This window comes from Acinetobacter sp. ANC 3832 (assembly GCF_002135415.1).
In the GTDB taxonomy this organism is placed as follows: Bacteria; Pseudomonadota; Gammaproteobacteria; order Pseudomonadales; family Moraxellaceae; genus Acinetobacter.
In genome coordinates this window covers 1-25920 of the sequence record NZ_NEGJ01000015.1, presented here as the reverse complement: position 1 = coordinate 25920, position 25920 = coordinate 1, and the positions used below count along the sequence as shown (strand labels likewise).

Genomic DNA, 25920 nt, shown 5'->3' with positions numbered 1-25920 from the left:
CCAATAATGAAGAGATTAAGAAGAAACTTCAATTACGCTATTGGCCTTATTTCCTTAAGTTGCATGAGCCAAATGATTTTTGCGGCAGGGGCATTTGACCCTCAAAGTTCATGGATGCTGGGTGATTGGAATGGTCAGCGTACAGCGTTACAAAAACAAGGTTATGATTTCAGTTTTGGATATACAGGTGAACTGGCGAATCTTTGGGATTCAAAATACCACTCTAGCCATGGCACAGAATATGCCGATCAATTTGCCTTAGGCACTCATTTCGATCTGAATAAAATTTTAGGTTGGCAAGATACAGAAGCTCAAGTCACCATCACAGAACGGAATGGACGCTCACTTTCTCAAACGTCTGATGCATTAAATGGTCATTTAAGCTCAACCCAAGAAGTATGGGGGCGTGGGCAAACTTGGCGTTTAACAGATTTATGGATCAAGAAGAAATTTTTAGATCAGCGCCTAGATGTGAAAGTCGGGCGCTTTGGTGAAGGTGAAGACTTCAATACTTTTGATTGTGATTTTCAAAATTTAGCATTGTGTGGTTCGCAAGTAGGTAACTGGGTTGGCGACCAATGGTATAACTGGCCCGTAAGTCAATGGGCTGCACGTGTGAAATATAATCTGCAACCTGATTTATATGCTCAGGTTGGTGTCTATGAATATAATCCTGAAAATCTGAAACGAAGTAAAGGCTGGAATTTAAGTACAGACGGTTCGCAAGGTTCCATTATTCCTGTTGAAGTGGTTTGGCAACCAAAAGTCGGTACAGAAAAATTATCGGGTGAATATCGTTTAGGGTATTACTACAGTACTGCTGATGCGACTGAAATAAACAATCCAAGTAATACAGGGCATAAGCAAGGAGTATGGGTTGTCGCAAAACAGCAACTGACCAGTCATCAAGGTGATGCAAAACGTGGTTTATCAGGCTTCATCAATTTAACCGTACATGATTCTGGTACAAATACTGTGGGCAATATGCAAAATATTGGCTTGGTCTATAAAGGTTTACTTGATGCTCGACCACAAGATGATATTGGGGTTGGCTTTGCTAGAATCAGTATTAATGATGATGTAAATGCACATCAAATTGTTCAGCAAAATGAAGAATATGATGCAGAAGTTTATTATGGTGTACATGCAACGAATTGGTTAACGATCCGACCGAATATTCAATATGTACGTCATGTGGGTGCATATAAAGATGGTGAAAATGCGTTGGTGGGTGGGTTAAAACTCGTCACCGCATTTTAGTTTTCAGATTGATTTGATCGGTCATCAATCTGGAGACAGCCTCAATCAGGTATTAGACCTTTTGCATCAGTGTTAACCAGCTTTTTATTTCTCTGTTCTAAGAGAAAATGAAAAGGCTTGAAGCAATAGATTTATGATTGAGTTTGAATAATTGATGATCCTAATCAAAAAATTAATCTAAAAACAATAAAAGGCATTCTCTTTGTTGATCAGGACAAAGTGAATATTGAATAAAGAATCAAAAAATAGGTGGTCTTTATGAATAATCCATCATCAGCTTCAGGATTTAGAACTTTTACCATAGTCATTGCTGTGGTATTAGGTTTATTCCTACTGATTGGAGGAATCTGGCTTGCTGTACTGGGAGGCTCTTGGTACTACATTATTGCAGGTCTATTCTTCTTAGTAACAGCAGTTTTCTTACGACAATTAAAAAGTAATGCACTGATTGTGTATTCAATATTGGTCTTAGCAACCGTAATTTGGGGGCTATGGGAAGTCGGTTCTGACTTCTTTGCACTGGCACCTCGCTTAGATATTCTAGGTGTGTTTGGCTTATGGTTACTGATTCCTGCAGTAACCCGAGGTTTTATCAATGCCAAAGGTGCAAAAGTTATCCTTTCAGGAACGTTAGCAATCACCATTGCTGTGATGGTTTATTCAATTTTTAATGATCCTCAAGAAATAAGAGGAACATTAAGTGCACAGCAACCTGCAACGGCTGAAGCCGTTCCGGGTGTTGCAGATGCAGACTGGCCTGCTTATGGTCGTACTCAAGCGGGTGTTCGTTATTCACCGTTAAAACAGATTAATGAAAGCAATGTTAAAGATTTAAAAGTGGCATGGACTTATCATACTCAGGATTTTAAAACTGAAAATGATTCAGGTGAAACTACTAATCAAGTCACGCCAATTAAAATTGGCAATAATATGTATATTTGCACAACGCACCAAAAATTGGTTGCGCTTGATCCAGCAACAGGACAGGAAAAATGGAAGTTTGATCCCCATATCAAATCAGATAAAACCTTCCAACATCTAACATGTCGTGGCGTATCTTATTACGATGCAAGTAATATAGTAGGTTTTGATGCAAGCTTACAGGCAAAAAAATCAAGCTCTACCCAATGTCCTCGTAAAGTCATTTTACCTGTGAATGATGGTCGTTTAGTGGCCATTAATGCCGATAATGGTCAGCCTTGTACTGACTTTGGTAAAAATGGAGAAGTCGATTTACAGAAAGATATGCCATTCCCATATCCGGGTGGTTACATTCCAACTTCTCCGCCGATTGTGACAGGAACCACCATTATTATTGCGGGTTCAACCACAGATAATTATTCAACAGAAGAACCTTCTGGTGTAATTCGGGGTTATGACGTAAATACAGGTGCATTGCTTTGGGTGTTTGATACAGGTGCTGAAGATCCGAATAAAATTCCTGCACCAGGTCAAAAATATGTACAGAACTCTCCAAATGCATGGGCGCCGTTAGCTTATGATGCAAAACTTGATATCGTTTATGTACCAACGGGTGTCGGTACCCCTGATATTTGGGGTGGAAACCGTACTGAATTACATGAACGTTATGCTAACTCAATGTTAGCGTTGAATGCATCCACAGGTAAATTAGTGTGGCACTTCCAAACCACGCATCACGATTTATGGGATATGGATGTACCTGCACAACCTTCTTTAGCAGATATTGATGTTAAAGGTGTTAAAGTTCCTGCAATTTATGTATTAACCAAAACAGGAAATGCTTTTGTACTGGATCGTCGTAATGGTAATCCAATTGTTCCTGTTACAGAGAAACCTGTGCCACAAACTGTAAAACGGGGTCCACAAACCAAAGGTGAGCGTTATTCACCTACGCAACCCTTTTCAGACTTAAATTTAGCACCACAAGACAAGTTAACAGACAAAGATATGTGGGGTGCCACAATGTTTGATCAGATGATGTGTCGTGTGAAATTCCATCAGTTGAATTATGACGGTATTTATACACCACCTTCTGAAAATGGAACTTTGGTTTTCCCTGGTAATTTAGGTGTATTTGAATGGGGTGGGATGTCTGTCAATCCAGACCGTCAAATTGCGGTAATGAATCCGATTGGCTTACCTTTTATTTCCAAACTGATTCCAGAAGATCCAAACCGTCAGCAAACAGCAAAAGGTGCAGGTACTGAACAAGGTGTACAGCCAATGTATGGCGTACCTTATGGTGTGGAAATTAGTCCATTCCTTTCAGCATTCGGCTTACCATGTAAACAACCTGCATGGGGTTATGTGGCTGGTGTAGATTTAAAAACACATGATATTGCATGGAAACGCCGTATCGGTACGATTCGTGACAGTTTACCGGGTATTCCATTACCACCATTTAAAATGGGTGTTCCAATGCTGGGTGGTTCAATCTCTACAGCCGGTAATGTGATGTTTCTTGGGGCAACTCAGGATGATTATATTCGTGCTATTAATGTGACCAATGGTGATGAATTATGGAAAGGTCGTCTACCTGCAGGTGGTCAAGCAACACCAATGACTTATGAAATGAATGGCAAGCAATATGTTGTCATCATGGCAGGTGGTCATGGTTCATTTGGTACAAAAATGGGTGATTCTCTCGTTGCTTATACATTACCTGATAAATAATGACTTAAGCTTTTAAGATGTAAAAAACCAGTGATAAATATCACTGGTTTTTTTTTGTCGTGTAAGGAGTTCCACCTAATACAAAGCAAATTTTATAAAATGGGATCATGAATCTTTATTGATGAAATTATTTGCTTAATTCAAAAAATCAGCAATAATCGGGCTATCGACTAAAGTTTAATCTTCCCAAAAATAAAATAGGGTTGGAAATTTAAATAATGGATTTAATACAAGCAAATGGACAACCCCGTTATGGGCGTTTTGATGAATTGCCTTCTTCGATCAATATAGATCAGTATGAGTATAAAACCCCATATGGAAAAACATTAAAAGGGTGGCGTAAACAACTTAAATATAAAAAATTTAAATTTTGTTGTATTCAACATGCGGATTATACGATTGGTCTCGCAATTGCAGATATTGCATGGGCAGGGCATAGTTTTATCTATATTTATAATCATGTAAATCATGAGGTTTTTGAATGGAATGCCAATACCATTTTAGGTCGTGGCACACTTGTAGATGAGCAACCTCAATATAGCCAAAGTCACTTTTTAAAATCACCTTTTGATATCGAAATGCAACATGCCAACGGTGTGCGCTATATCAGTGTAAAGAAACATGGTGAAGAGCAAATCAAAGCACGAATTTTTTGTGCAGCAACAGAGCCTTTAAGTTTGTGCAGTCCGAATGGTATTAATGGTTGGACGTATACGCAGAAGAAAACCACATTAGCAGTCGAAGGTTTTTTCCGAAATAAACAAAATCAAATGATTGAGTTTAATGAGTTAAGCTTTGCATCTTTAGATGATACATGCGGTTTCTTACGACCTGAAACGGCATGGTTTTGGCTATCCTGTAATTTTTGGGATCAGCAGGGTCAGCGTATAGGTTTAAATTTAGCTTCGGGTGTGAATGAAAGTTTTGGCAATGAAAACTGTTTATGGGTGAATGGAAAGCTTTATCCTGTTGCAGATGTATTATTTGAAAAGCAAGATGATAAATATTGGACGATTCGTTCTTTAGATAAAAAAATGAATTTATCAATACAAACAGGCTGGCGTAGATATGAAAATCTCAATCTAAGAATGGTTGGAAGCCAGTTTAGTCAGTGGCAATCTCGAATTAGCGGAACAATAGAAACTGAGCAAGGTGAAATTATTCAGCTTAGCCAAGAATATGGTTTACTCGAACAGCACTATGCAAAGTGGTGATGATTCACATAAAAAAGCCACATAAATTCTCTTCGGGAATTCATGTGGCTGGACGTTCAATAGGTTCATAATTGAATAGATAAACCATCAACATATAAAAAAGTTGAAGTATTTGCTTGAATCAATTGAAGAATGGTTTATTGCGCAGCTTGCCAAAAGGCTTCGCCTGCGGCAATTGGATCATTTGTTTCTGCTAAAGTATCTACCCATGTTTCATATTGACGAATGACTGGATGTTGGCTTGGATGGAAGTCAGCTTTAAACCAATCTAAATATTGACCTCTCATTGCTGTTAAAGTTCCGTTTTTACCGATAAACCAAGGTAGACCTGTCACGGACATTTTTAAGCGCTGTGTAATAGAAAAACCATCATGTTTTAACATGACATTGGTTCGGTAAAAGGTAAAACCAAACATTAATAATGTTGTATAAGCTAAAGCAAATTTACGTAAATTTTCAGGAACTTCTCCCACATTTTTCATCACATCGAAAGCAACATCACGATGTTCCATTTCTTCGATAGAATGCCATGCAAATAAAGCACGAACGAAGGGATGTACACCACTCAATGTACTTTTTTGACTATAAAATGTTTCAGCCATCAGCGCAGTGAGATGTTCTGCGGCTGCAGTCATGGCAATGTTGTATTGCTTTGATCTTTTCTTGAGCACGTATTCAAAATGCCCACCTAAATATTCAATGAATTGATCGACAGGCATTCCCTGACGTTTCATTTCATCATTCATTTTATCGTGAGCAAGTCCGTGTTGAGCTTCTTGTTTAATAAAGTCAGTCACTCGTTGCTGTAAATCAGCATCGACGATTTTATCTCTTAGCGCACGGACACTTTGAATAAAGTAACGCTCTCCAACAGGAAAGGTCAGGCTGAGCGCATCAAACATTCTGGTTTTAAATGGATCACCATCGAACCAGAAGCGTGGCACTTCATTTAATTTAAAATCAAGATTAGAACGGACAATTGGCTCAACTTGATGTTTTACATATGCATTCATTATTTTATTTCTCGCAATGATGATTCAATCTTTAAGATTGGAAAATATATCTAATAGCCTGCTTTCCAAAAAGCTTCACCTGCAACAATTGGATCGTTGGTTTCAGCCATCGTATCAATCCAAGTTTGATATTGGTGAATCACAGGATGCTGACTTGGATGGAAATCCTTTTTAAACCAATCTAGATATTGCGAACGCATGGCAGAGAAGATGCCTTTTTTACCCACAAACCAAGGTAAACCTTTTGCCGCCATCTTAAGACGTTCTAAACGCGTGAAACCATCATGTTCTAACATGACATTGGCACGGTACAAGGTGAAATTAAACATCATAAATGTAGTAAAAGCCAAAGCAAACTTACGTGTAGACTCAGGTACTTCACCCACTTGCTTCATCACGTCAAAAGCGACATCACGATGTTCCATTTCCTCAATCGAATGCCATGCCAATAATGCACGGACATAAGGATGCGCCTCTTTTAGCGTTTCTTTTTTACTGTAAAAAGTTTCAGCCATGAGCGCCGTTAAATGTTCAGCTGCCGCTGTCATCGCAATATTATATTGTGGTGAGCGATTTTTAAGTTCTGATTTAAATAATCGAGTGAGGAAATGAATAAATTGATCAACAGGCATCCCTTGATCTTTCATGACTTGATTCATTTTGTCATGTGCAAGACCATGTTGCGCTTCTTGTCGAATAAAATCTGCAACACGTTGTTTTAAATCTGGATCAGTAATTTTGTCACGAAATAAACGTACACTTTCTATGAAATAACGTTCACCATCAGGAAAGGTCAAGCTTAATGCATCGAACATACGCGTGCGGAAAGCATCACCACCAAACCAAAAGCGAGGCACTTCATCTAATTTAAAATCCAGTTTGGTTCTTACAACTGGATCAACTTGATATTTGACTAATGCATTCATTTTATTTTACTTGTATAGCCTTTAATAACTACAGTATGTCGGTATTTTTCAACTTTGTTTTGACAGTTGTTGCCATTTTTTATACATTTTACGACAAATGACAATGCTTTATTTCAAAGTTGCCTTATGTATAAGAGTTCATTGCCATGTCTCAGGAAATAAAAATATCAAATGGCTACTTCCAATTATGGAAAGCCTTTTTAAAACAAAATAATAGTGACTGGAATAACTTTAATCTTGTTGCTGAAAAGCGTGAGCTATTAGAGAGTATTCTTGTACAACCCATTGACCAACAATCATCCTATGATTTTTTTATGGAGATGATTGACGCCACACGCCAGCATTTAGATTGTCCAGATCTTATTTTTTCGATGGCGAAATGTATTCATCCTGCTCATTTTGGTTTATTGGGATATATGGCATCTCGAAGTGAAAATATGGCACAGGCTTTAGAATATGTGATTCGATTTAGCCGTTTGGTGATTGATGGTGCTTATATTACTCAAATGCAATATCAGCATGATGGTGAAACGGTTCGTATGTTTTGCCCTTTAAGTGATGATAAATTTATTTTTCTACATGAAATTACCTTAGCTTCCATGCTACATCTGGGAAAACAATTTATCCCTCAAGACCAATTCCCATTGCTACGGATGAGTTTTGTGAATGCACCGCAAATGGCTTTGAAATATTATCAAGATTTTTATCAATGCCAGTTGAAATTTGAACAACCTGTGTATGAAATTATTTTTTCTACTGATGTACTTTTACTCAAACCTGAGCAAGCAGATCCTAATTTAATTCAAATATTAGTGAAGCAAGCAGAAGATGCATTATTACAAAGAAGCCATTTAACCAATATTGCACAACAACTTCAGTTTATTGTGGCCGAATATTTAAAGTTAGAACAACAAGCACCCAAAATTGAAGATATTGCCCAAGAGTTGCATGTTTCAGTACGCACATTACAACGGCAACTCAGTCAGTTGAACACGTCTTTTAAAGTGATTTTGGAAGATGAACGAATGAAGCGCTGTGAATATTTACTCACACAAAGTTTAGGACTCACCGATATTGCGTTAGATTTAGGATATTCAGATCAATCTGCTTTAGCACGTGCATATAAAGCATATAGTGGTCAAACTTTATTGCAAAAAAAACAGCAATTGAAATGAATGAGAGTACTTTTAATATCTGATATAAGAGCGAACAATCTTGTAGATAAAATATTTATTTAATTTTTATAGTGTGAAAAATATAAGGTTAAAAGCCATAAAAAAGGCGAGTGATGCACTCGCCTTTTTTATTTTTGAATAAAAATTTCTATAACTTTAAGCAGTCGCTCTTAATCTCGGATAACGAAAAATAATTGATAACACTGCAAAAATTGCCAAAACCCAACAATAATAGACATTGCCAATTAGCTCGACAGGTGACATTTTTGCAATGGAACAGGCTAAAAGTAATTGTGCACCGTAAGGAATTAAGCCTTGTACCACACATGAAAAGATATCCATCAATGCGGCTGCACGTTTAGGTTCAACACCATATTCTTTGGCAACTTCACGTGCCATATCACCCGATAAAATAATCGCAACGGTATTATTTGCCACAAAGATATTCGAAAAAACCACTAAGAAGCTAATGCCAATTTCACCTGCACGCTGCGTACCAACTTTGAATAAGCGTGTCACACTATAAATACGTTGAATGAGCCACTCTAAACCGCCTTCTTTTTGCATCAAGGCAGATAAACCGCCTAAAAACATAGACAGTAAAGCCACTTCAAACATTCCAACAAAACCATCATAGATTGCATTGTTCAGTTTTAATAAGCCAAAATCAGCATGTTCAAGGAGTCCCATTAGACCTGATAAAACAATACCGAGTGTGAGTACCGCTAAGACATGTAAACGGGTAAATGCCAGAAAGAACACAGCAAGATAAGGCAGAATTAACCATAAGTCATATGTTTTGTATTCAATGGCTTGAGCATTATGATTCATCGACATATACATCATGATCGTGACAACTGCTGCGGGCACTGCGACCCATACATTGACTCTAAATTTATCTCGAAGTTCAACATTTAAGCTACGTGTTGCTGCAATGGTGGTGTCCGAAATCATCGATAAATTGTCACCAAACATTGCACCGCCGACCACTGCACCAATCGCATAAACTGTTTCTATGTCAGTCGCTTGGGCAAAGCCGAAGGCGATAGGTGCACAGGCAGCAATGGTGCCCATCGATGTGCCCATTGCTGTTGCAATAAAAGCAGCAATGATAAACAACATTGGTAACACAAATGTAGGCGGAATAATGGATAATCCAAATTGGACGGTCGCATCTACACTACCAATGGCACTGGATACACTTGCAAAAGCCCCTGCAAGCATAAAGACCATAAACATAAGAATTAAATTGGGATGACTGGCGCCTTTTAAAAACTCATCAATCGCGGTGTTTAACTGACCACGATAGAGGAGAACAGCCAGAATAATGGCTGGAATTGCTGCAACGGGAGCCTTGATCTGATAAAACGCAAATTCAGTGCCCAGAAGAGAGTGGTAAATACCACTGCCTAAAAAAATGGCTAAAAATACAATAAGCGGCAATAGTGCAAGCGCTCGGGCTTGCACTTTGTCCGAAGTCTGTGTGGTCATAACAAAAGAAATTAATAAGTAAGCCTACATAGTATAAAGCAGGTTTTGCAATTACAGAAAAGTTTAAATGTAATGTCTAAATTGGCTTTTTTTAAAAGATTTTTGTTATTTAATTTAAGTTTTTCTAAATGCTTATGATTTTCAAAAAAGCCAAAATTAGGAAGCTTTGATCATTGTGCAAAAAAACAAAATATAGATAAATGGTGTACTTGGGTTGTTCTATAAAATATGTGTCATTATGAGATACCATTGTGCTACGCGAAGCTCTATTCAATGAGTAAAAAATAGCGTTACAATGCAATGTCTTGTATTTATACATTGGGTCTGTTGATGTTTATTTTAATCGATTGTGATGTGATCGCAATCCAATTAGATTTCAACAGCACCTTACCAACTCCTCAAGTTTAAACAATCCAAGGAAAGTACATCCCTATGTCACGTTTAGCCACTCGTTTTGCACAGCTTAAATCCCAACAGCGTAAGGCATTGGTTTCTTATGTCATGGCAGGTGATCCTCAACCGCAAGTAACGGTACCATTGTTACATCAAATGGTTGAGGCGGGTGTAGATGTCATTGAACTTGGATTGCCTTTTTCTGACCCAATGGCTGATGGCCCTGTGATTGCACTTGCTGCAGAACGTGCTTTGGCTGCGGGTACCAATACGCTTGATGCGTTGAATATGGTGAAAGAGTTCCGCCAAAAAGATACAGAAACCCCAGTCGTATTGATGGGATATCTCAATCCTGTTGAAGTGATTGGTTATGAGCGTTTTGTATCTATTGCGAATGAATCAGGTGTAGACGGCATTCTTTTGGTGGATTTACCACCCGAAGAAGCAAAAGATTTAGATGTGGTTCTCCAGAAATATGGAATGGATCAGATCTTTTTGCTTGCACCAACCTCTACAGATGACCGTATTCAACATGTTGTGAAACAAGCCAGTGGCTTTATTTACTATGTTTCACTGAAAGGCGTAACCGGTGCTGCGACATTGGATACCACAGAAGTTGCGCAACGCATTCAGAAAATCAAACAATACACAGATATTCCTGTGGGCGTTGGTTTCGGGATTAGTGACGCGGCTTCAGCAAAAGCAGTCGGTAGTGTTGCAGATGCTGTAATTGTCGGAAGTGCGTTTGTAAAACCTTTTGCAAACTTAGCGCCAGAACAAGCTGTCGAGCAGGCAGTGAATAAAGTCAAGGAGCTTCGAGCAGCGCTCGATGAGTTAGTATGAATCAAGAAGTAAAATCAGGGAAAATCCTAAGTGCAACGACGCCGTGGACAGATCGTTCTGTACCTGGCATTCATATGCCAGATCAACAACAGACACTCAAGGCAACATTTACAGAGCCAACGATTGAGTGCCCTGAATGTCATGCTTTAGTGACTCGTACTGCAATGTCTTTCAATGCTTATGTTTGTCCGCAATGCGATGAACATTTGAAAATGAAAGCGCGTGATCGTTTAAATTGGTTTTTCGATCAGGTACAACATGAACTCGGTCAAGAATTTGTTGCTAAAGATCCACTACATTTTGTCGACAGTCGTCCTTATCCTGAGCGTATCAAAGAAGCACAGGAAAAAACGGGTGAGACTGAAGCACTCGTAGTGATGCAAGGTGCACTGAAAGGAATTCCTTTAGTTGCTTGTGCCTTTGAATTTGATTTCATGGCTGGATCGATGGGTACAGTGGTGGGTGATCGATTTGTGCAAGCTGCTGAAAAAGCGATTGCGTTAAAGCAACCTTTGGTTTGTTTTGCGGCTTCAGGTGGCGCGCGTATGCAAGAAGGCATGTTGTCTTTGATGCAAATGGCACGTACTGCAGCGGCTATTCAAAAAGTGAAAGATGCCCATCTGCCATATATCGTGGTATTAACGCATCCAGTCTATGGCGGTGTAACAGCATCTTTAGCGATGTTAGGTGATGTGCATATTGCAGAGCCTAAAGCGATGATTGGTTTTGCTGGTAAACGTGTCATTGAGCAAACAGTACGTGAAAAATTGGAAGAACCATTCCAACGTGCAGAATACTTGCTTGATCATGGTGTAATCGACCAAATTGTTCATCGTCATGCATTACGTGATACTGTATATCGCATTGTAGCTAAGTTGATGAATTTGCCTTGAACCACACTGCACCACTAGACACTGATGATTTACAAACATGGCTCGATTATTGGAGCCATGTTCACGTTACAGGGATTGATCTTGGCTTAGAACGAGTCATTCCTGTGGCTGAAAAGTTAGGTGTTACTCAACTTAATGCCAAAGTGTTTACGGTTGCAGGAACTAATGGTAAAGGCTCAACCACGACCACACTTGCTGCCATTTTAAATGCACAAGGGTATACAGTTGGACTGTATCAATCACCACATATTTATAAATTTAATGAGCGGGTCAAACTTGCAGGTATTGAAGTTGATGACCAATGTTTGGTTGATGCTTTTGTGCAAGTTGATCAGGCACGCCGTGCATGTGATTTATCTTTGTCTTTTTTTGAGGCAACGACACTGGCTGCTTTTGTAATTTTTAAACAATCAGCATGTGAAGTTTGGGTTTTAGAGGTTGGTTTAGGCGGTCGTTTAGATGTTGTGAATGTGATTGCTCCCGATGTCGCCGTAATTACCAATATTGGTTTAGATCATACTGATTGGCTCGGCGATACCATTGAAAAAATTGCATTTGAAAAAGCAGGGATTATTCGTCCGAATATTCCAGTAGTTTTTGGTGGCCTGCAAGATTTACCACAAGCGATCCAAGATAAAGCAACAGAATGCCAAGCTTCTCTTTATGCTGTAAATCATGATTATTTTTATACAGATGCAGGTGATGGCGAAAGTTGGAATTTTGCCAGTTCAGGCACCACGTTAAAATTGCCTTTGGGGACATTAGCCTTAGAAAATATTTCGACTGCTGTTGCTGCCATTTTGATCAGTGGTTTAAAGGTATCGCAACAAGCAATTGTACAAGGAATTCAGTCTGCAAAACTACAAGGTCGCTTTGAAGTCCGAAAAATCACAGATAAAACCGTAATTTTCGATGCGGGGCATAATCCGCACGGTGTAGAATTTTTGTTAAATCAATTGCGAAAATTTTTAGAATACAATACACAGTACACAGAAATAGTTGCTATATTCTCAATGTTGGCAGATAAAGACATCAATTCAGTGGTCAATTTATTGAAAAACACAGTGTTAACGTGGAAAATAGCACCACTTACTGTACCCCGTGCAGCAGAGATACAACAGCTACAATCTGCCTTACAAGGTGAAACAGTGCAACAGTTTGAAAGTGTACAAGCAGCATTTCAATCAGCGCTTGAAGAAACAAATAATAATCAGCTGATTTTGGTGTGTGGTTCGTTTCATACCTTAGAAGCGGTCTGGGAGTACTTAGAAGAATGTCGATGAATAACAAGCAACGTTGGATGGGTGGTGTTGTTCTCTTAAGTGGTGGTGTTTTATTGGCTGCATTGCTTCTAAAAGGCAAAGAAGAAATACATCAAAACCAAGTTGAAACAGCCCCTACAGAGCAAGTACAGCAAAAAGGTAAAATGCCATCAACAGGCGAAGCTGTTCAATTACAGCCTTTAACGGTGGATGTTGCAACTGAAAAACGTTTGCTTGAAGAACAAAAACGTTCACGTGAAAAAGCAGTGGCTGAGCAAGAAGCCAAGGCGGCAGATTTTTTACGTATGCAACAACAGGCAGAAGCCGATGCTGCCCGTAAAGCAGCAGAAGAATATGCGGCTCAGAACGCACGCCGTAATGCAGCTCAAGAAAGTTCAGATAATATTCCACCTGAATTAGTACAAGATGACAAAACTAAGGCGCAAGACAAAGCTGCAGATCAGAAGAAATTAGATCAACAAAAGCAAGCACAGCAACAGAAATTAGAGCAACAAAAGCAAGTACAGAAAGCAGAGGCTGAAAAGAAGTTAGCGGAGCAAAAACGTCAATCGGCTGAAGCGGATAAACAAGCTGCAGAAGAAAAGAAACGTAAAGCTCAAGAAGATGCGAAGAAAAAAGTGGAAGCTGAAGAAGCGGATAAAGCAGAAAAGGCAGAGAAGAAAAAAGCTGAAGCTGAGAAAAAAGCAGCTGAAGAGAAAAAGCTTAAAGCCAAAGAAGAGGCAAAGAAAAAGGCTGAAACTGAAAAAGCACGAGCATTACTTGAAGAGGGTGATGACAGTAAGCAATGGATGGTTCAGGTTGCACTGGCTGCGAATGAAGCCAATGCAGATGCTGTTGCTGCGAAACTTCGAGCAAAAGGCTACAAAGTCACTAAAAGCCCAACTTCTAAAGGTGTGCGGATTATGGTTGGACCATCGAAAGACCGTGATACAGCAGATTCAACACGTAAAAAGATCAATGCTGATTCAAGCTTAGGAATGAAGTCGGCTTGGGTTATTGAGTGGGTTCCACTTGATCAACGTTAATCAGTTAAGTCGTATATGATTAACGTTAGAAATGATTTAAGTTAGAAATAGCCTGCTTGCTTAAAGCTTGATGATTTTGGGATGGATTCGAGAGTTGCTCTCGAATCCATTTTATATTTTCAGGCGTAAATAATTTTTCAATATTGATCCAAATCGGATGAAAACCATATCCACCATGTTTCATTTCATTTAAGGCATCTTCAACCTTCCAGTGTTCAAAGATAATGCGATACATCGCAATACTCGCTCCCGTTCGATCTGAACCATGATAGCAATGAATTAAAACACGCTGATTGTTCTGTTTTGCCATTTGGATGGTTTGCATGACTTGAAGTAAATCATTGCGATTAATTGCCCAAGTGTTGATCGGGATATGCACCAATTGCAGAGATTGATTTTGTAAAACAGTTTTATCTAAATTTCGACTGCGTAAATTGACCACAATATTAATTTTATTCTTTTTTAACTCTGGAATTAGTTCAGCATCTGGTTGTTCGCTACGATAGACCGTTTCACTAATTTTATAGAAGTTGTATTGCTGCTCAATGCTCTGCCCCCAATTTACTGGACGTTGTTCAGGTGGCAAGGTCGATGTTTTCATACATCCTGTCATTAGGATAGAACTTAAAAGAAACGAGTAAATAAGCGTTGTTTTCATATTATTGATATCGTTGAAGCTCAATAGGATCATGTGCGCAGATGATCTCAATTTGAGTTTCAGTCTGTGCCAATGTTTGGATGGATTTCAATGTTTGAATCCGCTGTAGATTATCATAAGCAAATAAACGCTCAGTTATTTCAAGACCTGTCAGTTTAATCTTTGAATCCAACTCTAAATGTGAGTAGTAAGCATCGCCACAGAATAATAACCACTGATCCTGTTGCTTAATAGCTATACCACAATGACCTGCTGTATGCCCAAGTAGTGGAATCATTAAAATTTCATCTTCAAAAAGTTTAAAGCCTTGTACTTTTGAAAAATTAAACCAAGCCTCACCTTGAATCGGTTCAATAAAATTCCAATAACGATGATCTTTAAACTGTTGTTTACGATAGCGTAATTTGTTTTTTAAAGAGAGTGATTGAGTTGCATTGAACTCGCTCGACAAAATATGAATTGTGGCATTGGGGAAGTCTGAAATACCACCTGCATGATCAAAGTCTAAATGACTCACTAAAATATGTTTAACATCGGATGGTTTAAAACCTAGTTGTTGAATTTGTGAAATTGCCGATAAACTCATATCAGAAACAATTGCACCAAAGCGTGCCAGTGCCATACCGAGCCGTTTTTTTGTATGCAGATAGTCTTGTATACCCAAGCCTGTATCCACTAAAACTAAGCCTTTATCTGTTTCAATGAGTAGGCAATGACAGATAAGATCTGCTTTAAAACCTTTTTGACCAAAGAGAGGTGCACAAACAGGGCACATTGTCCCACAGTGTAAATGATGAACTTTGTAGATCATGTTGTACTGGTCTGAAAGGCAATTGATTGATTTATAACCTAGAAAGTAAAAAACACCAACTCACTTTTTATAGCATTATGTAAATGTCCACGATGAAAAAGCCCATCATAAAAAAAGCCTATCAACAGATAGGCGATGGAGAATGTTTTACTTCTCTTTTTATTGTTATTTGGAATTCTATTTCGAATATTTTTTAATTTTTATCAGGTTGAGGCGTTAGGCGCAAATAAGGTGTGACAGCTGTATATCCTTTGGGAAAGCTCTGTTTTAGCTCGGCTTCATCTTTAATGGATGGAACAATCACCACATCTTGTCCTTGTTCCCAATTGGCAGGGGTTGCGACTTTATAGTTGTCAGTGAGTTGTAAAGAGTCAATCACACGTAAAATTTCATGAAAATTACGACCTGTAGATGCTGGATAAGTAATAATTAAGCGGATTTTTTTATTTGGGTCGATAATCACCAAAGAACGAACTGTGGTTGTTTCACTGGCATTGGGATGAATAAAATCATACAGAGTCGATACTTTACGGTCTTTGTCCGCAAGGATTGGGAAATTTACGGTTGTGTTTTGAGTTTCATTAATGTCTTTAATCCAGCCCTGATGCGATTCAACATCATCCACAGAAAGTGCAATCGCTTTTACATGACGTTTTGAAAATTCATCTTTTAGTTTTGCTGTAAATCCAAGTTCAGTGGTGCATACAGGCGTGTAATCGGCTGGATGCGAAAATAGAACACCCCAACTATCTCCCAGAAAATCATAAAAATGTATTTTCCCTTCACTGGATTCTTGTTCAAAATCTGGTGCGATATCACCTAAACGTAAAGTCATGTGCTTTTCCCTCAAAATTAAAATGGCTGATGTTTGGCTCGTCCTAATGACTATTGCTCATTTTTTTATAATTAAAAAGAGTATTTTTTTATTTCTTTATGATAAATATAGATATATGACAGCTAAGTGACTGAAAATATTTTCATTGAATCGATAATATTTATATCTATGAATAGGTCAAATTTGCTACATTAATGCGCCTTAGATCCTATGTGTTAGAACCGACGATCAGAATTTTTTTATTGGTTTTGTGCAAAAGCCTTGTACTTCAAATTTCTAGCACCATAATAACGTCTGAGAAAAATTTATTTTGATAAGCAAGTTTTAGAGAGTTTATATGTTGGCAAGTCTGATCGGAGGGATCTTCGGTACTAAAAACGAGCGCGAACTTAAGCGAATGCGTAAAATGGTCGATAAGATCAATGCGCTCGAGCCGACGATATCAGCCTTAAGTGATGCAGACTTATCTGCAAAAACCGAAGAATTCAAACAACGATATAACAAAGGCGAAAGCCTAGATCAGTTGTTACCCGAAGCTTTTGCGGTCTGCCGTGAAGCGGGTAAGCGTATTATGGGGATGCGCCATTACGACGTACAGCTTATTGGTGGTATTACCTTACATGAAGGTAAAGTTGCTGAAATGCGTACAGGTGAAGGTAAAACCTTAATGGGAACTTTGGCTGTTTACCTGAATGCTATTAGTGATTTAGGTGTACACGTCATTACCGTAAATGACTATTTGGCGCAACGTGATGCTGAATTAAACCGTCCTTTGTACGAATTCTTAGGTTTAAGCGTTGGGGTAATTTACTCCATGCAATCACCTATGGAAAAAGCGGATGCGTATCGTTCAGATATTACCTATGGTACGAATAACGAATTCGGCTTTGACTATCTTCGTGACAACATGGTTTTCTCCATGGCGGAGAAAAAGCAACGTGGTCTGAATTATGCGATTATCGATGAGGTCGATTCGATCTTAATTGATGAAGCACGTACACCATTGATTATCTCTGGTCAAAGCGAAGATTCATCTCAACTGTATGCTGCGATTAATAGCATTCCACCGAAATTGCATGCACAGAAAGAAGAAAAAGTCGCAGATGGCGGACATTTTTGGATTGATGAAAAGCAACGTTCAGTTGAAATGACTGAAGTCGGTTTTGAAACAGTCGAAGATGAACTGATTCAAATGGGCTTACTTGCTGAAGGTGAGAGTTTATATTCTTCAGGTAACTTAAACCTTGTACACCATGTGACTGCTGCAATTCGTGCGCACTATCTCTATCAACGCAATGTGCATTACATCATCCATGAAGGTGAAGTGATTATTGTCGATGAGAACACAGGTCGTACAATGCCTGGTCGTCGTTGGTCTGAAGGTCTGCATCAAGCTGTTGAAGCCAAAGAAGGTTTAGAAATTCAACCTGAAAACCAAACTTTAGCGACAACAACGTTCCAAAATTATTTCCGTCTTTATAAAAAGCTTTCAGGTATGACAGGTACTGCTGATACTGAAGCTGCGGAAATGAAAGAAATTTATGGCTTAGATGTGGTTTTAATTCCAACCCATCGTCCAATGATTCGTAATGACCAAAATGATTTAATTTATTTAAATCGTGATGGTAAATACAATGCAATTATTCAAGAAATTCAAAAAATCCATGAAGAAGGTGTTGCACCGATTTTGATTGGTACAGCAACGATTGAAGCTTCTGAAATTTTATCGGATAAATTGCGTGATGCAGGTATTACGCATGAAGTTCTGAATGCGAAGCAGCATGAACGTGAAGCCGATATTATTGCGCAAGCAGGTTCGCCAAAAGCAGTGACCATTGCAACCAATATGGCGGGTCGTGGTACAGATATCTTGCTCGGTGGTAACTGGAAAGCGAAACTTGCAAAAATTGAAAACCATACTGCCGAAGACGAAGCACGTCTAAGAGCAGAGTGGGAACAACACAATGCAATGGTGTTAAGTTCAGGTGGTTTACATATCATCGGTTCTGAGCGTCATGAATCACGTCGTATTGATAACCAGTTACGTGGTCGTTCAGGTCGTCAAGGTGATCCAGGTGTTTCACGCTTCTTCTTATCACTTGAAGATGATTTGATGCGTATTTTCGCAGGTGATCGTGTTATTGCTATGATGCGTGCAATGGGTTTACAAGAAAATGAAGCCATTGAACATAAAATGGTATCTCGTTCGATTGAAAATGCACAACGTAAAGTTGAAGCACGTAACTTCGATATTCGTAAGAATCTATTGAAATACGATGATGTCAATAATGAACAACGTAAGATTATTTACTCTCAGCGTGATGAAGTTTTAGAAGAAAGTTCACTTCAAGATTATATTGAAGAGATGCATCGTGAAGTGATTAAAGGTTTGATTGCTGATTTTGTTCCACCTGAGTCAATTCATGATCAGTGGGATATTGAAGGTCTAGAAAATGCTTTACGTGAAGATTTAAATGTAGAGCTACCAATATCTCAGTGGCTTGAACAAGATCGTCGTCTAGATGAAGAAGCGCTGGTTCAACGTATTACAGATGACATTGTGGTGCGTTATCGTAACCGTCGTGAACAAATGGGTGCTGAATCTGCGGCAACCCTAGAACGTCACTTCATGTTGGGTTCTTTAGATCGTCATTGGAAAGATCATTTGGCGGCAATGGATTATTTACGTCAAGGGATTCATTTACGTGGTTATGCACAAAAGAATCCTGAGCAAGAATATAAGAAAGAAGCATTTAACCTATTTGTAAATATGTTGGGTGTGATCAAGTCTGATGTTGTGACTGATCTTTCTCGTGTTCATGTACCAACAGCTGAAGAATTGGCTGAAATGGAAGCGCAACAACAGGCTCAAGCTGATGCCATGCATTTGTCTTTTGCTCATGATGATGTTGATGGTCTAACAGGTGAAGTGACTTCTCATCAAATTGAATCTGAAAATGATTTATCGAATGCCGTATTTACACCGCCTGAAAGCCGTAATGCACCATGTCCATGTGGTTCAGGTCTAAAATACAAGCAATGTCACGGTAAAATCTAAATACATGTTGTAGCAAAAAAGCAGAACAGGGTTCTGCTTTTTTGTGGACATCAATTTTATAGACATTGATAATGAGTTATTACAACTTGTGAATAGTCATTGCAGAAAATGCCAGTAAATGCTATTTACTTGCTCAATAGGAACGTTCTTTGGGAAAGACAATGAAAAAATTATTAAAATCGTTATGTGTCGTTAGTTTAGCTTTACCTGTATTCGCATTTGCAGATACAGCACCACAAACTACAACAGTGGCTAAGGTACAAGCAGCAACAGGTACTATGACTGCACAAACTGAAGTGAAAAATGAATCAACAACAGTGATTAGCCCACGCACAGGTATTCGTTATACTTTAGGTAATACAGGGGGGCGTATTATTATTTTAAAAACAGCGGCCATTGCAGCAGTAACACCCGCAACTGTAAACCGTGTTGTTGCTTCAAACCCTGCATTATCAGCATCTAGCCAAGAAAAAGTAAAACAAGCATTGCTCGATGGCAATACGATTGCTCAAGCACAATAATTTTATTTAAATACTGTTTTATCAAGCCAGTGATTTCAAATCACTGGCTTTTTTATATCTAAAACAGAAAAATAATTGTAAAAATTGATTAGTCCTTTAATCCTCTCGATTTTTCTGAATATTTCTAATAAGCTGTCTTTTTTAATTCAACTCTGGATATTTGAAAATGGCTGTTGGTGACGTAGCAATGCCGCATATGCATGTGGTGCAAGGCGTAAAAATTGGCTCGGCAGAGGCGTATGTACGTTATCCAAATCGACGTGATGTGGTTGTTTTTGAATTTTCAGAAGGTGCGAATGTTGCAGGTGTATTTACGCAAAATGCATTTTGTGCTGCGCCTGTACATATTTCTAAAGCACATCTTGCACAAGGCAATCCACGTTATTTAGTGATTAATACAGGGAATGCAAATGCGGGTACAGGTCAGTTGGGGATGCAAAATGCTCAGCAAACCTGTGCTCAATTGGCTGAACTTGCACAAGTTGAAGCATTTGAAATTTTACCCTTTTCAACAGGTGTCATTGGTGAACAATTACCAATGGATCGCTTGTTAACAGGTTTACAACCTGCTTTAGATACTTTACAAGACAGTGCTTGGGTTGATGCTGCAACAGGTATTATGACTACGGATACCACACCAAAAGGCGCATCTGAGCAGTTTGAGCTAGAAGGTCAGACTTATAGCATTACAGGTATTTCTAAAGGTGCAGGCATGATTCGTCCCAATATGGCGACCATGTTGAGCTTTGTTGCTACAGATGTGCCGATTAGCCGAGCGTTGGTGCAACAATTATTAAAAACAACAGTAGAGCAATCTTTTAACCGTATAACCATCGATGGTGATACATCTACCAATGATTCATGTATCTTCGCAGCGACGGGTTTAGCGGGTGGTCAAGAAATTACAGATATGAGCGATGCACGATATCCAGTGGTACTTGAAGCACTGACACGTATTATGAAGCGTTTGGCTCAATTGATCGTGCGTGATGGTGAGGGTGCAACCAAATTTATGACAGTGGCTGTTGAAGGAGGGAATGACACTCAGGAATGTTGTGATATTGCGTATAGCATTGCACATTCACCTTTGGTAAAAACGGCATTTTTTGCCTCTGATCCAAACTGGGGACGTATTCTTGCAGCGATTGGTTATGCAGGTGTAAAAAATTTAGACGTTGAAAAAATTCAGGTTTGGTTAGATGATGTACAAATCTGTAAAGATGGTGGCGCTGCTGCGGACTATACTGAAGAAGCAGGCGCTCGTGTCATGTCACAATCTGAAATAACCATTCGTGTTGATTTAGGGCGCGGACAAGCGAAAGATACCGTGTATACCTGTGATCTGTCATATGACTATGTCAAGATTAATGCAGATTACCGATCTTAATTGAGTTTCTAAAAAGCCTCCGTTGAGAGGCTTTTTTATCATAGAAACTTTAGAGGTGAATGCGCATTGCATTTGCAAAGTACAAAAGCCAGCTCAATAGCTAGCGATAAGGATAGAGAAGACTTTTATGAATGATGCGACCAATTTAATTGCGAATGAAGCAAAATCGATTGTCACAGCACATTTAGATCGTTTAGGAGAGCCAAAGGACAAAAGCTTAAGTCCTGAAGCCAAAAAACAGAAATTTGCTCAAATTAAAGCTGAACTAGAAAAACGTAATGCTGTGCTGGTTGCACATTATTATTGTGATCCTGATGTACAAGAGCTTGCAGAAGCAACGGGTGGTTGTGTTTCTGACTCTTTAGAAATGGCACGTTTTGGGCGAGATCATGCTGCAACGACTTTGGTGGTTGCAGGCGTGAAGTTTATGGGTGAAACCTCCAAAATTTTATCACCTGAAAAAAAGGTGCTCATGCCGACTTTAGAGGCGACTTGCTCACTTGATTTAGGATGTCCAGTAGATGAGTTTACAGCATTCTGTGATGCACATCCTGATCATACCGTTGTGGTTTATGCAAATACCTCAGCAGCAGTGAAAGCGCGTGCAGATTGGGTGGTAACTTCAAGCTGTGCAGTTGAAATTGTTGAGCATTTAGATAGTTTGGGTGAAAAAATTATTTGGGCACCTGATCAGCATTTAGGTCGCTATATTCAAAAGAAAACTGGTGCTGATATGTTGTTATGGGATGGTGCGTGCATCGTGCATGAAGAATTCCGTGCCCGTGGTATTACCAATATGAAAGCTCTGTATCCAAATGCAGCGGTATTGGTCCATCCTGAGTCACCTGAAGCCGTGATAGATGTTGCTGATGCAGTTGGAAGTACCTCGCAACTAATTAAAGCTGCACAGACATTGCCTCAAGATACATTGATTGTGGCAACAGACCGCGGCATTTTCTATAAAATGCAACAAGCTGTACCTCATAAGAAATTAATTGAAGCACCAACGGCAGGAGAAGGGGCGACATGTCGCTCATGTGCGCACTGTCCTTGGATGGCAATGAATGAATTAGACGGGATTTTAGAGGTTTTGCAAAAAGGTGATCAAGAAATATTCGTTGATCCTGCGCTTGCAGAACGTGCAAAACTACCTTTAGGTCGAATGTTAAACTTCAGTGCGAGTTTAAAACGTTAAAATTGTATAAAAAATGTCTGAAATGATTGATAAATATACATTTGGCGTATTTTTTTAATTTTTTTTCAAGATAGGTGTTGACGTCTTCGGGCGTCACGCCTAGAATGCACACCGTACCGCACGACATGTGTGATACGAAAGCTAAGATGAATCGGAGCATGGCGCAGCTTGGTAGCGCACCTGGTTTGGGACCAGGGGGTCGTAGGTTCGAATCCTACTGCTCCGACCAATTCTTCAAGGCAGAAGTATCTTATGATATTTAGTTATCATTAGTTATGCGCCTGTAGCTCAGTAGGATAGAGCATCCGCCTTCTAAGCGGATGGTCACAGGTTCGAATCCTGTCAGGCGCACCATTTATGATCGCTTGATATTTAAGAACTAAACTTTATGACGGTGGATGTAGCTCAGTTGGTAGAGCCCCGGATTGTGATTCCGGTTGTCGAGGGTTCGAGCCCCTTCATTCACCCCAATTCGGAGCATGGCGCAGCTTGGTAGCGCACCTGGTTTGGGACCAGGGGGTCGTAGGTTCGAATCCTACTGCTCCGACCATTTAAAGTTTGAAGTAAATAATCCGCTTATGAGCGGTTTTTTTATGCCTGAAATTTGAGATTGCCTTATTTAAAATAAAATCCCTGATCGAATTATGTTTTAGGATTATCATCATAATAAAAAAGCCCCATGGAGAGGCTTTAAGTTTTATCTACTAAAAATCTAAAATTAAGGATTAATAATAACGGCTACTCGTCTGTTTGCAGCACGATGTTCTTCTGTATCATTCGCTTCAATGGGTTGAGTTGAACCTTTACCCAGAGTTAATACATTCTTCGTGGTAAACCCATTGCTTAGAAAAATATAGGCAACACTTTGAGCACGCTGTTCAGAGAGTTTTAAATTATATTCAGGACTCCCTGTATTGTCTGTATGCCCAACAATTTTCACTTTATTTAAATTGTATTTATTCAGTTGATTTGCAAGGCGCGTCAGCTCTGTTATGTGAGCAGGTTTAATATTGGCTTCATTCGAATCAAATAATAATCTTTCTGGCAAACCTAAACTCCAGCCTTCATCTGTAAGTACGAAACCTTCTTTTTTCAGTACTCGTACTTGTTTATGGCTTAAAGAACCAAAACTTAAACAACCTGACAATGCGATGCTGAGGATGGCAAGAAGAGAGAGTCTTATTGATTGACGGAACAGCATATTTAGACCTTATGTAATTAAGAGTGATAGATAAACCAGTGATGTTGTAATGATTTTGCTTTATACATCGCTTGATCTGCTTGCGAAATAAAATCTTCAGGGTCGGTTGCTTGTTTCGATAAAGCAATTCCTAGGCTGAAGCTAAATTGAATTGATTGATCTTTATAAATGAGTGGTTGTTCGCAACATTTAATTAAATTTTCGGCAATCGAAATTAAATGTTCTACTTTTTGCACATTGCGTAAAATAATCGCAAATTCATCACCACCTAAACGTGCAACAAAATCACCTTGACGAATATTGTTTTGTAAGCGCAGTGCCATCTCCTTTAAAACCTCATCTCCAACTAAATGCCCATATTGATCATTGATGGCTTTAAAATTATTATTATCAATAAATAATAAAGCAGACTGATGGCGTTGTTTAGAATCCTCAAATAAGTGGCATAAGACTTGGTAAAAATAACTGCGATTAGGTAGTTGGGTTAAGTGGTCATGTTGTACTTGATAAGAAAGTTGATGGTTCTCATTTTGTAAATCTGTGTGCCATGATTGAATTTCTTCTAATAATTGATTAAAAACAGAGTTTAAATGATGAAATTCTTTAATATCATTTTGAGGGAAGCGTAAGTTATATGCTTTTTGGTTACTGACTAGTTGGGCAATTTGTACAATCGGTGAAATGGATTGCATGATATGTCGATAGGTTGAATTAACCGACCACCACAGTGCAAAGATCATGAACAACATACCAAATGCTAATCCGACAAAAATTTTAATAATAAAAATTAAAATCTCATTGGAGCTACCATATAAAACGACTGTACCAACGGCCTTACCGTGATGTTGTACAGAGAGCTTAATTGCATCTTTTAGAAAGATATGATCGAACAAATTTTGAAGTAAAGAATATTGTTCAATACTTTTGGTGCTTTGCGTGAGTTTGTTTCCCTGGGTGTCATAAACTTCAATTAAGCGTATAGAGTGCTGATGAGTATATTCATTCACAATTTGTGAAAGTGAAGTTTGATCATTAAAGACCAGTGCGGGTTGAATTCGCTCAGCAACGGTTCGGCTTATGAGTAATAGGTTTTGCTTTGCATACGATTCAATTGTAAAAACTGAAATAGATGCAAATGTAAAAGTACAGATTAAGAACGTAATTGCGAAAATCGTAAACTGTGATTTACGGAAAAGGGATTGGAGAGACGCTGATTTATATAATTTATTGATCATTGTCATTACTCCGAATTTCTTGCTAAAAGTAAGACGCGAGGGTCGACATGAACTTTACTGCGCGCAAGACTATCTAAATTCACTTTAAATAGGGTATTTCCACTTTTTGATGAGTGTAAGCAAAAAGTACTGCCAATTTCACACTCAGGATTATTGGTGCTAAATGACAAGATGGTTTTATTTAAAGATGAATTCAATAGTTGCTGTTCAATAGAAGGTGTAGTTGTTGAAAAGAAAACGGCATCACAACGTTTACGTTTTAAATCATCTTGGCTGATAGAGTCGACTTGAAAAGAATAATTGCTCTGTTTAATCAGAGAAGCAAATTGAACACTCGAATTACTGCTATCTACAACACATAAAGAGGGTGTTGCGGTATTCCATTTTGCATAACTTAAAATAGAAAGTGTGGTGGCATAAATATTATGAGATGACGTGGCTAAAGAGAAGTTACTTATACAAAGTAAGATCCCTAGACAAAAAAGCCTTTTTTTAATTAAATATGCCATTTCAATAATAATGATTTATAAAAGATTATTTGAAAAACCATTCTAATTAAAAAGAAACAATATAAATAGCTCAAAAAATGAATTAATTTGAATATTTTTCACATAAAAAGCACAAAAAACACACACTCGATTCAAATAATTAAAATTAATTAAGAAAAGGGGTTGTGTAGGATTAGGAATGCTGTAGAATGCACATCCATCGGCGGTGATGTTAAATAAAACTTCTGATAAATCAGTAGCTTGATTGAGATGTTAAGATTTCGAATTGGAATTTTAAAGATTGGTTAAGGAATGATTTGTTGAGAGAATTAAATAACAAAACCTGTTGACTATTCATCG

21 protein-coding genes and 4 tRNA genes are annotated in these 25920 nt (G+C 38.5%); 16 read left to right on the top strand and 9 right to left on the bottom strand.

All coding sequences use genetic code 11. The features are described from left to right. Window positions 1–63: 63 nt before the first annotated feature. The 3 genes from B9T35_RS15805 (at window position 64) to B9T35_RS15795 (ending at window position 5129) form a co-directional block, all read left to right on the top strand. The gene (locus B9T35_RS15805; RefSeq protein ID WP_228147168.1) at window positions 64–1260 is read left to right on the top strand and encodes a carbohydrate porin; all 1197 of its coding nucleotides are present in this window, start codon (window positions 64–66) and stop codon (window positions 1258–1260) included. 258 nt (window positions 1261–1518) lie between these two features. Then, the gene (locus B9T35_RS15800) at window positions 1519–3915 is read left to right on the top strand and encodes a glucose/quinate/shikimate family membrane-bound PQQ-dependent dehydrogenase (protein WP_086192056.1); all 2397 of its coding nucleotides are present in this window, start codon (window positions 1519–1521) and stop codon (window positions 3913–3915) included. A gap of 218 nt (window positions 3916–4133) precedes the next feature. Further along, on the top strand, window positions 4134–5129 hold the full coding sequence (locus B9T35_RS15795) for a DUF2804 domain-containing protein (protein ID WP_086192055.1): 996 nt from the start codon (window positions 4134–4136) through the stop codon (window positions 5127–5129). Between the two features lie 137 nt (window positions 5130–5266). Here B9T35_RS15795 and B9T35_RS15790 read toward each other — a convergent pair whose 3' ends face one another. Further along, window positions 5267–6142 carry a metal-dependent hydrolase gene (locus B9T35_RS15790; RefSeq protein WP_213033373.1) on the bottom strand — a complete coding sequence of 292 codons (876 nt, stop codon included), beginning with the start codon at window positions 6140–6142 and terminating at the stop codon, window positions 5267–5269. Between the two features lie 50 nt (window positions 6143–6192). Beyond that, window positions 6193–7068, bottom strand: a complete 876-nt coding sequence (locus B9T35_RS15785; RefSeq protein WP_086192053.1) for a metal-dependent hydrolase — start codon at window positions 7066–7068, stop codon at window positions 6193–6195. A gap of 146 nt (window positions 7069–7214) precedes the next feature. Between B9T35_RS15785 and B9T35_RS15780 the strand changes: the two genes are divergently transcribed. Continuing rightward, window positions 7215–8243, top strand: coding sequence for an AraC family transcriptional regulator (locus B9T35_RS15780; protein WP_086192052.1), 1029 nt, complete (start codon window positions 7215–7217; stop codon window positions 8241–8243). A 156-nt stretch (window positions 8244–8399) separates the two neighbouring features. Here the strand turns inward: B9T35_RS15780 and B9T35_RS15775 are convergent, their stop codons facing one another. After that, window positions 8400–9734: a Na+/H+ antiporter NhaC family protein gene (locus B9T35_RS15775; RefSeq protein ID WP_086192051.1), complete on the bottom strand. Its 1335-nt coding sequence runs from the start codon at window positions 9732–9734 to the stop codon at window positions 8400–8402. A 432-nt stretch (window positions 9735–10166) separates the two neighbouring features. Between B9T35_RS15775 and trpA the strand changes: the two genes are divergently transcribed. Genes trpA through B9T35_RS15755 form a run of 4 tightly spaced genes read left to right on the top strand, consistent with a single transcriptional unit; the run spans window position 10167 to window position 14171 of the window. Then, the gene (gene trpA, locus B9T35_RS15770) at window positions 10167–10970 is read left to right on the top strand and encodes a tryptophan synthase subunit alpha (protein WP_086192050.1); all 804 of its coding nucleotides are present in this window, start codon (window positions 10167–10169) and stop codon (window positions 10968–10970) included. After that, a complete protein-coding gene (accD, locus tag B9T35_RS15765; RefSeq protein WP_086192049.1) occupies window positions 10967–11863 on the top strand; it encodes an acetyl-CoA carboxylase, carboxyltransferase subunit beta in 897 nt (298 codons plus the stop codon). The genes trpA and accD overlap by 4 nt, the downstream gene beginning before the upstream one ends. After that, the gene (gene folC, locus B9T35_RS15760; protein ID WP_086192048.1) at window positions 11860–13146 is read left to right on the top strand and encodes a bifunctional tetrahydrofolate synthase/dihydrofolate synthase; all 1287 of its coding nucleotides are present in this window, start codon (window positions 11860–11862) and stop codon (window positions 13144–13146) included. Before accD ends, folC begins: the two co-directional genes overlap by 4 nt. Next, a complete protein-coding gene (locus B9T35_RS15755) occupies window positions 13137–14171 on the top strand; it encodes an SPOR domain-containing protein (protein ID WP_086192047.1) in 1035 nt (344 codons plus the stop codon). The genes folC and B9T35_RS15755 overlap by 10 nt, the downstream gene beginning before the upstream one ends. A gap of 25 nt (window positions 14172–14196) precedes the next feature. Here the strand turns inward: B9T35_RS15755 and B9T35_RS15750 are convergent, their stop codons facing one another. From B9T35_RS15750 to B9T35_RS15740, 3 genes are all read right to left on the bottom strand, one after another. Next, complete coding sequence (locus B9T35_RS15750) at window positions 14197–14829, bottom strand: dual specificity protein phosphatase family protein (RefSeq protein ID WP_086192046.1); 633 nt, start codon at window positions 14827–14829, stop codon at window positions 14197–14199. Between the two features lies 1 nt (window position 14830). Continuing rightward, window positions 14831–15640 carry an MBL fold metallo-hydrolase gene (locus tag B9T35_RS15745; protein ID WP_086192045.1) on the bottom strand — a complete coding sequence of 270 codons (810 nt, stop codon included), beginning with the start codon at window positions 15638–15640 and terminating at the stop codon, window positions 14831–14833. Window positions 15641–15833: 193 nt separating this feature from the next. Then, on the bottom strand, window positions 15834–16475 hold the full coding sequence (locus tag B9T35_RS15740) for a peroxiredoxin (protein ID WP_086192044.1): 642 nt from the start codon (window positions 16473–16475) through the stop codon (window positions 15834–15836). 337 nt (window positions 16476–16812) lie between these two features. Between B9T35_RS15740 and secA the strand changes: the two genes are divergently transcribed. From secA to B9T35_RS15700, 8 genes are all read left to right on the top strand, one after another. Then, a complete protein-coding gene (gene secA / locus B9T35_RS15735) occupies window positions 16813–19533 on the top strand; it encodes a preprotein translocase subunit SecA (protein WP_086192043.1) in 2721 nt (906 codons plus the stop codon). A gap of 161 nt (window positions 19534–19694) precedes the next feature. Further along, window positions 19695–20054: a hypothetical protein gene (locus tag B9T35_RS15730; RefSeq protein WP_086192042.1), complete on the top strand. Its 360-nt coding sequence runs from the start codon at window positions 19695–19697 to the stop codon at window positions 20052–20054. Between the two features lie 166 nt (window positions 20055–20220). Next, window positions 20221–21441 carry a bifunctional glutamate N-acetyltransferase/amino-acid acetyltransferase ArgJ gene (gene argJ / locus B9T35_RS15725; protein ID WP_086192041.1) on the top strand — a complete coding sequence of 407 codons (1221 nt, stop codon included), beginning with the start codon at window positions 20221–20223 and terminating at the stop codon, window positions 21439–21441. Window positions 21442–21568: 127 nt separating this feature from the next. Next, window positions 21569–22636: a quinolinate synthase NadA gene (gene nadA, locus B9T35_RS15720; RefSeq protein WP_086192040.1), complete on the top strand. Its 1068-nt coding sequence runs from the start codon at window positions 21569–21571 to the stop codon at window positions 22634–22636. Window positions 22637–22788: 152 nt separating this feature from the next. After that, a tRNA-Pro gene (locus B9T35_RS15715) sits at window positions 22789–22865 on the top strand. 48 nt (window positions 22866–22913) lie between these two features. After that, window positions 22914–22990: transfer RNA gene (locus B9T35_RS15710), tRNA-Arg, on the top strand. A gap of 40 nt (window positions 22991–23030) precedes the next feature. Next, window positions 23031–23106 (top strand) — tRNA-His (locus tag B9T35_RS15705). 3 nt (window positions 23107–23109) lie between these two features. Further along, window positions 23110–23186 (top strand) — tRNA-Pro (locus B9T35_RS15700). A gap of 168 nt (window positions 23187–23354) precedes the next feature. Here the strand turns inward: B9T35_RS15700 and B9T35_RS15695 are convergent. Genes B9T35_RS15695 through B9T35_RS15685 form a run of 3 tightly spaced genes read right to left on the bottom strand, consistent with a single transcriptional unit; the run spans window position 23355 to window position 25581 of the window. Next, entirely contained in the window at window positions 23355–23834 is a 480-nt protein-coding gene (locus B9T35_RS15695; RefSeq protein ID WP_086192104.1) for an OmpA family protein, read from the bottom strand. Between the two features lie 20 nt (window positions 23835–23854). Then, window positions 23855–25072, bottom strand: coding sequence for a sensor domain-containing diguanylate cyclase (locus B9T35_RS15690; RefSeq protein WP_086192103.1), 1218 nt, complete (start codon window positions 25070–25072; stop codon window positions 23855–23857). Between the two features lie 5 nt (window positions 25073–25077). Next, complete coding sequence (locus B9T35_RS15685) at window positions 25078–25581, bottom strand: YfiR family protein (protein ID WP_086192039.1); 504 nt, start codon at window positions 25579–25581, stop codon at window positions 25078–25080. Between the last annotated feature and the right edge of the window lie 339 nt (window positions 25582–25920).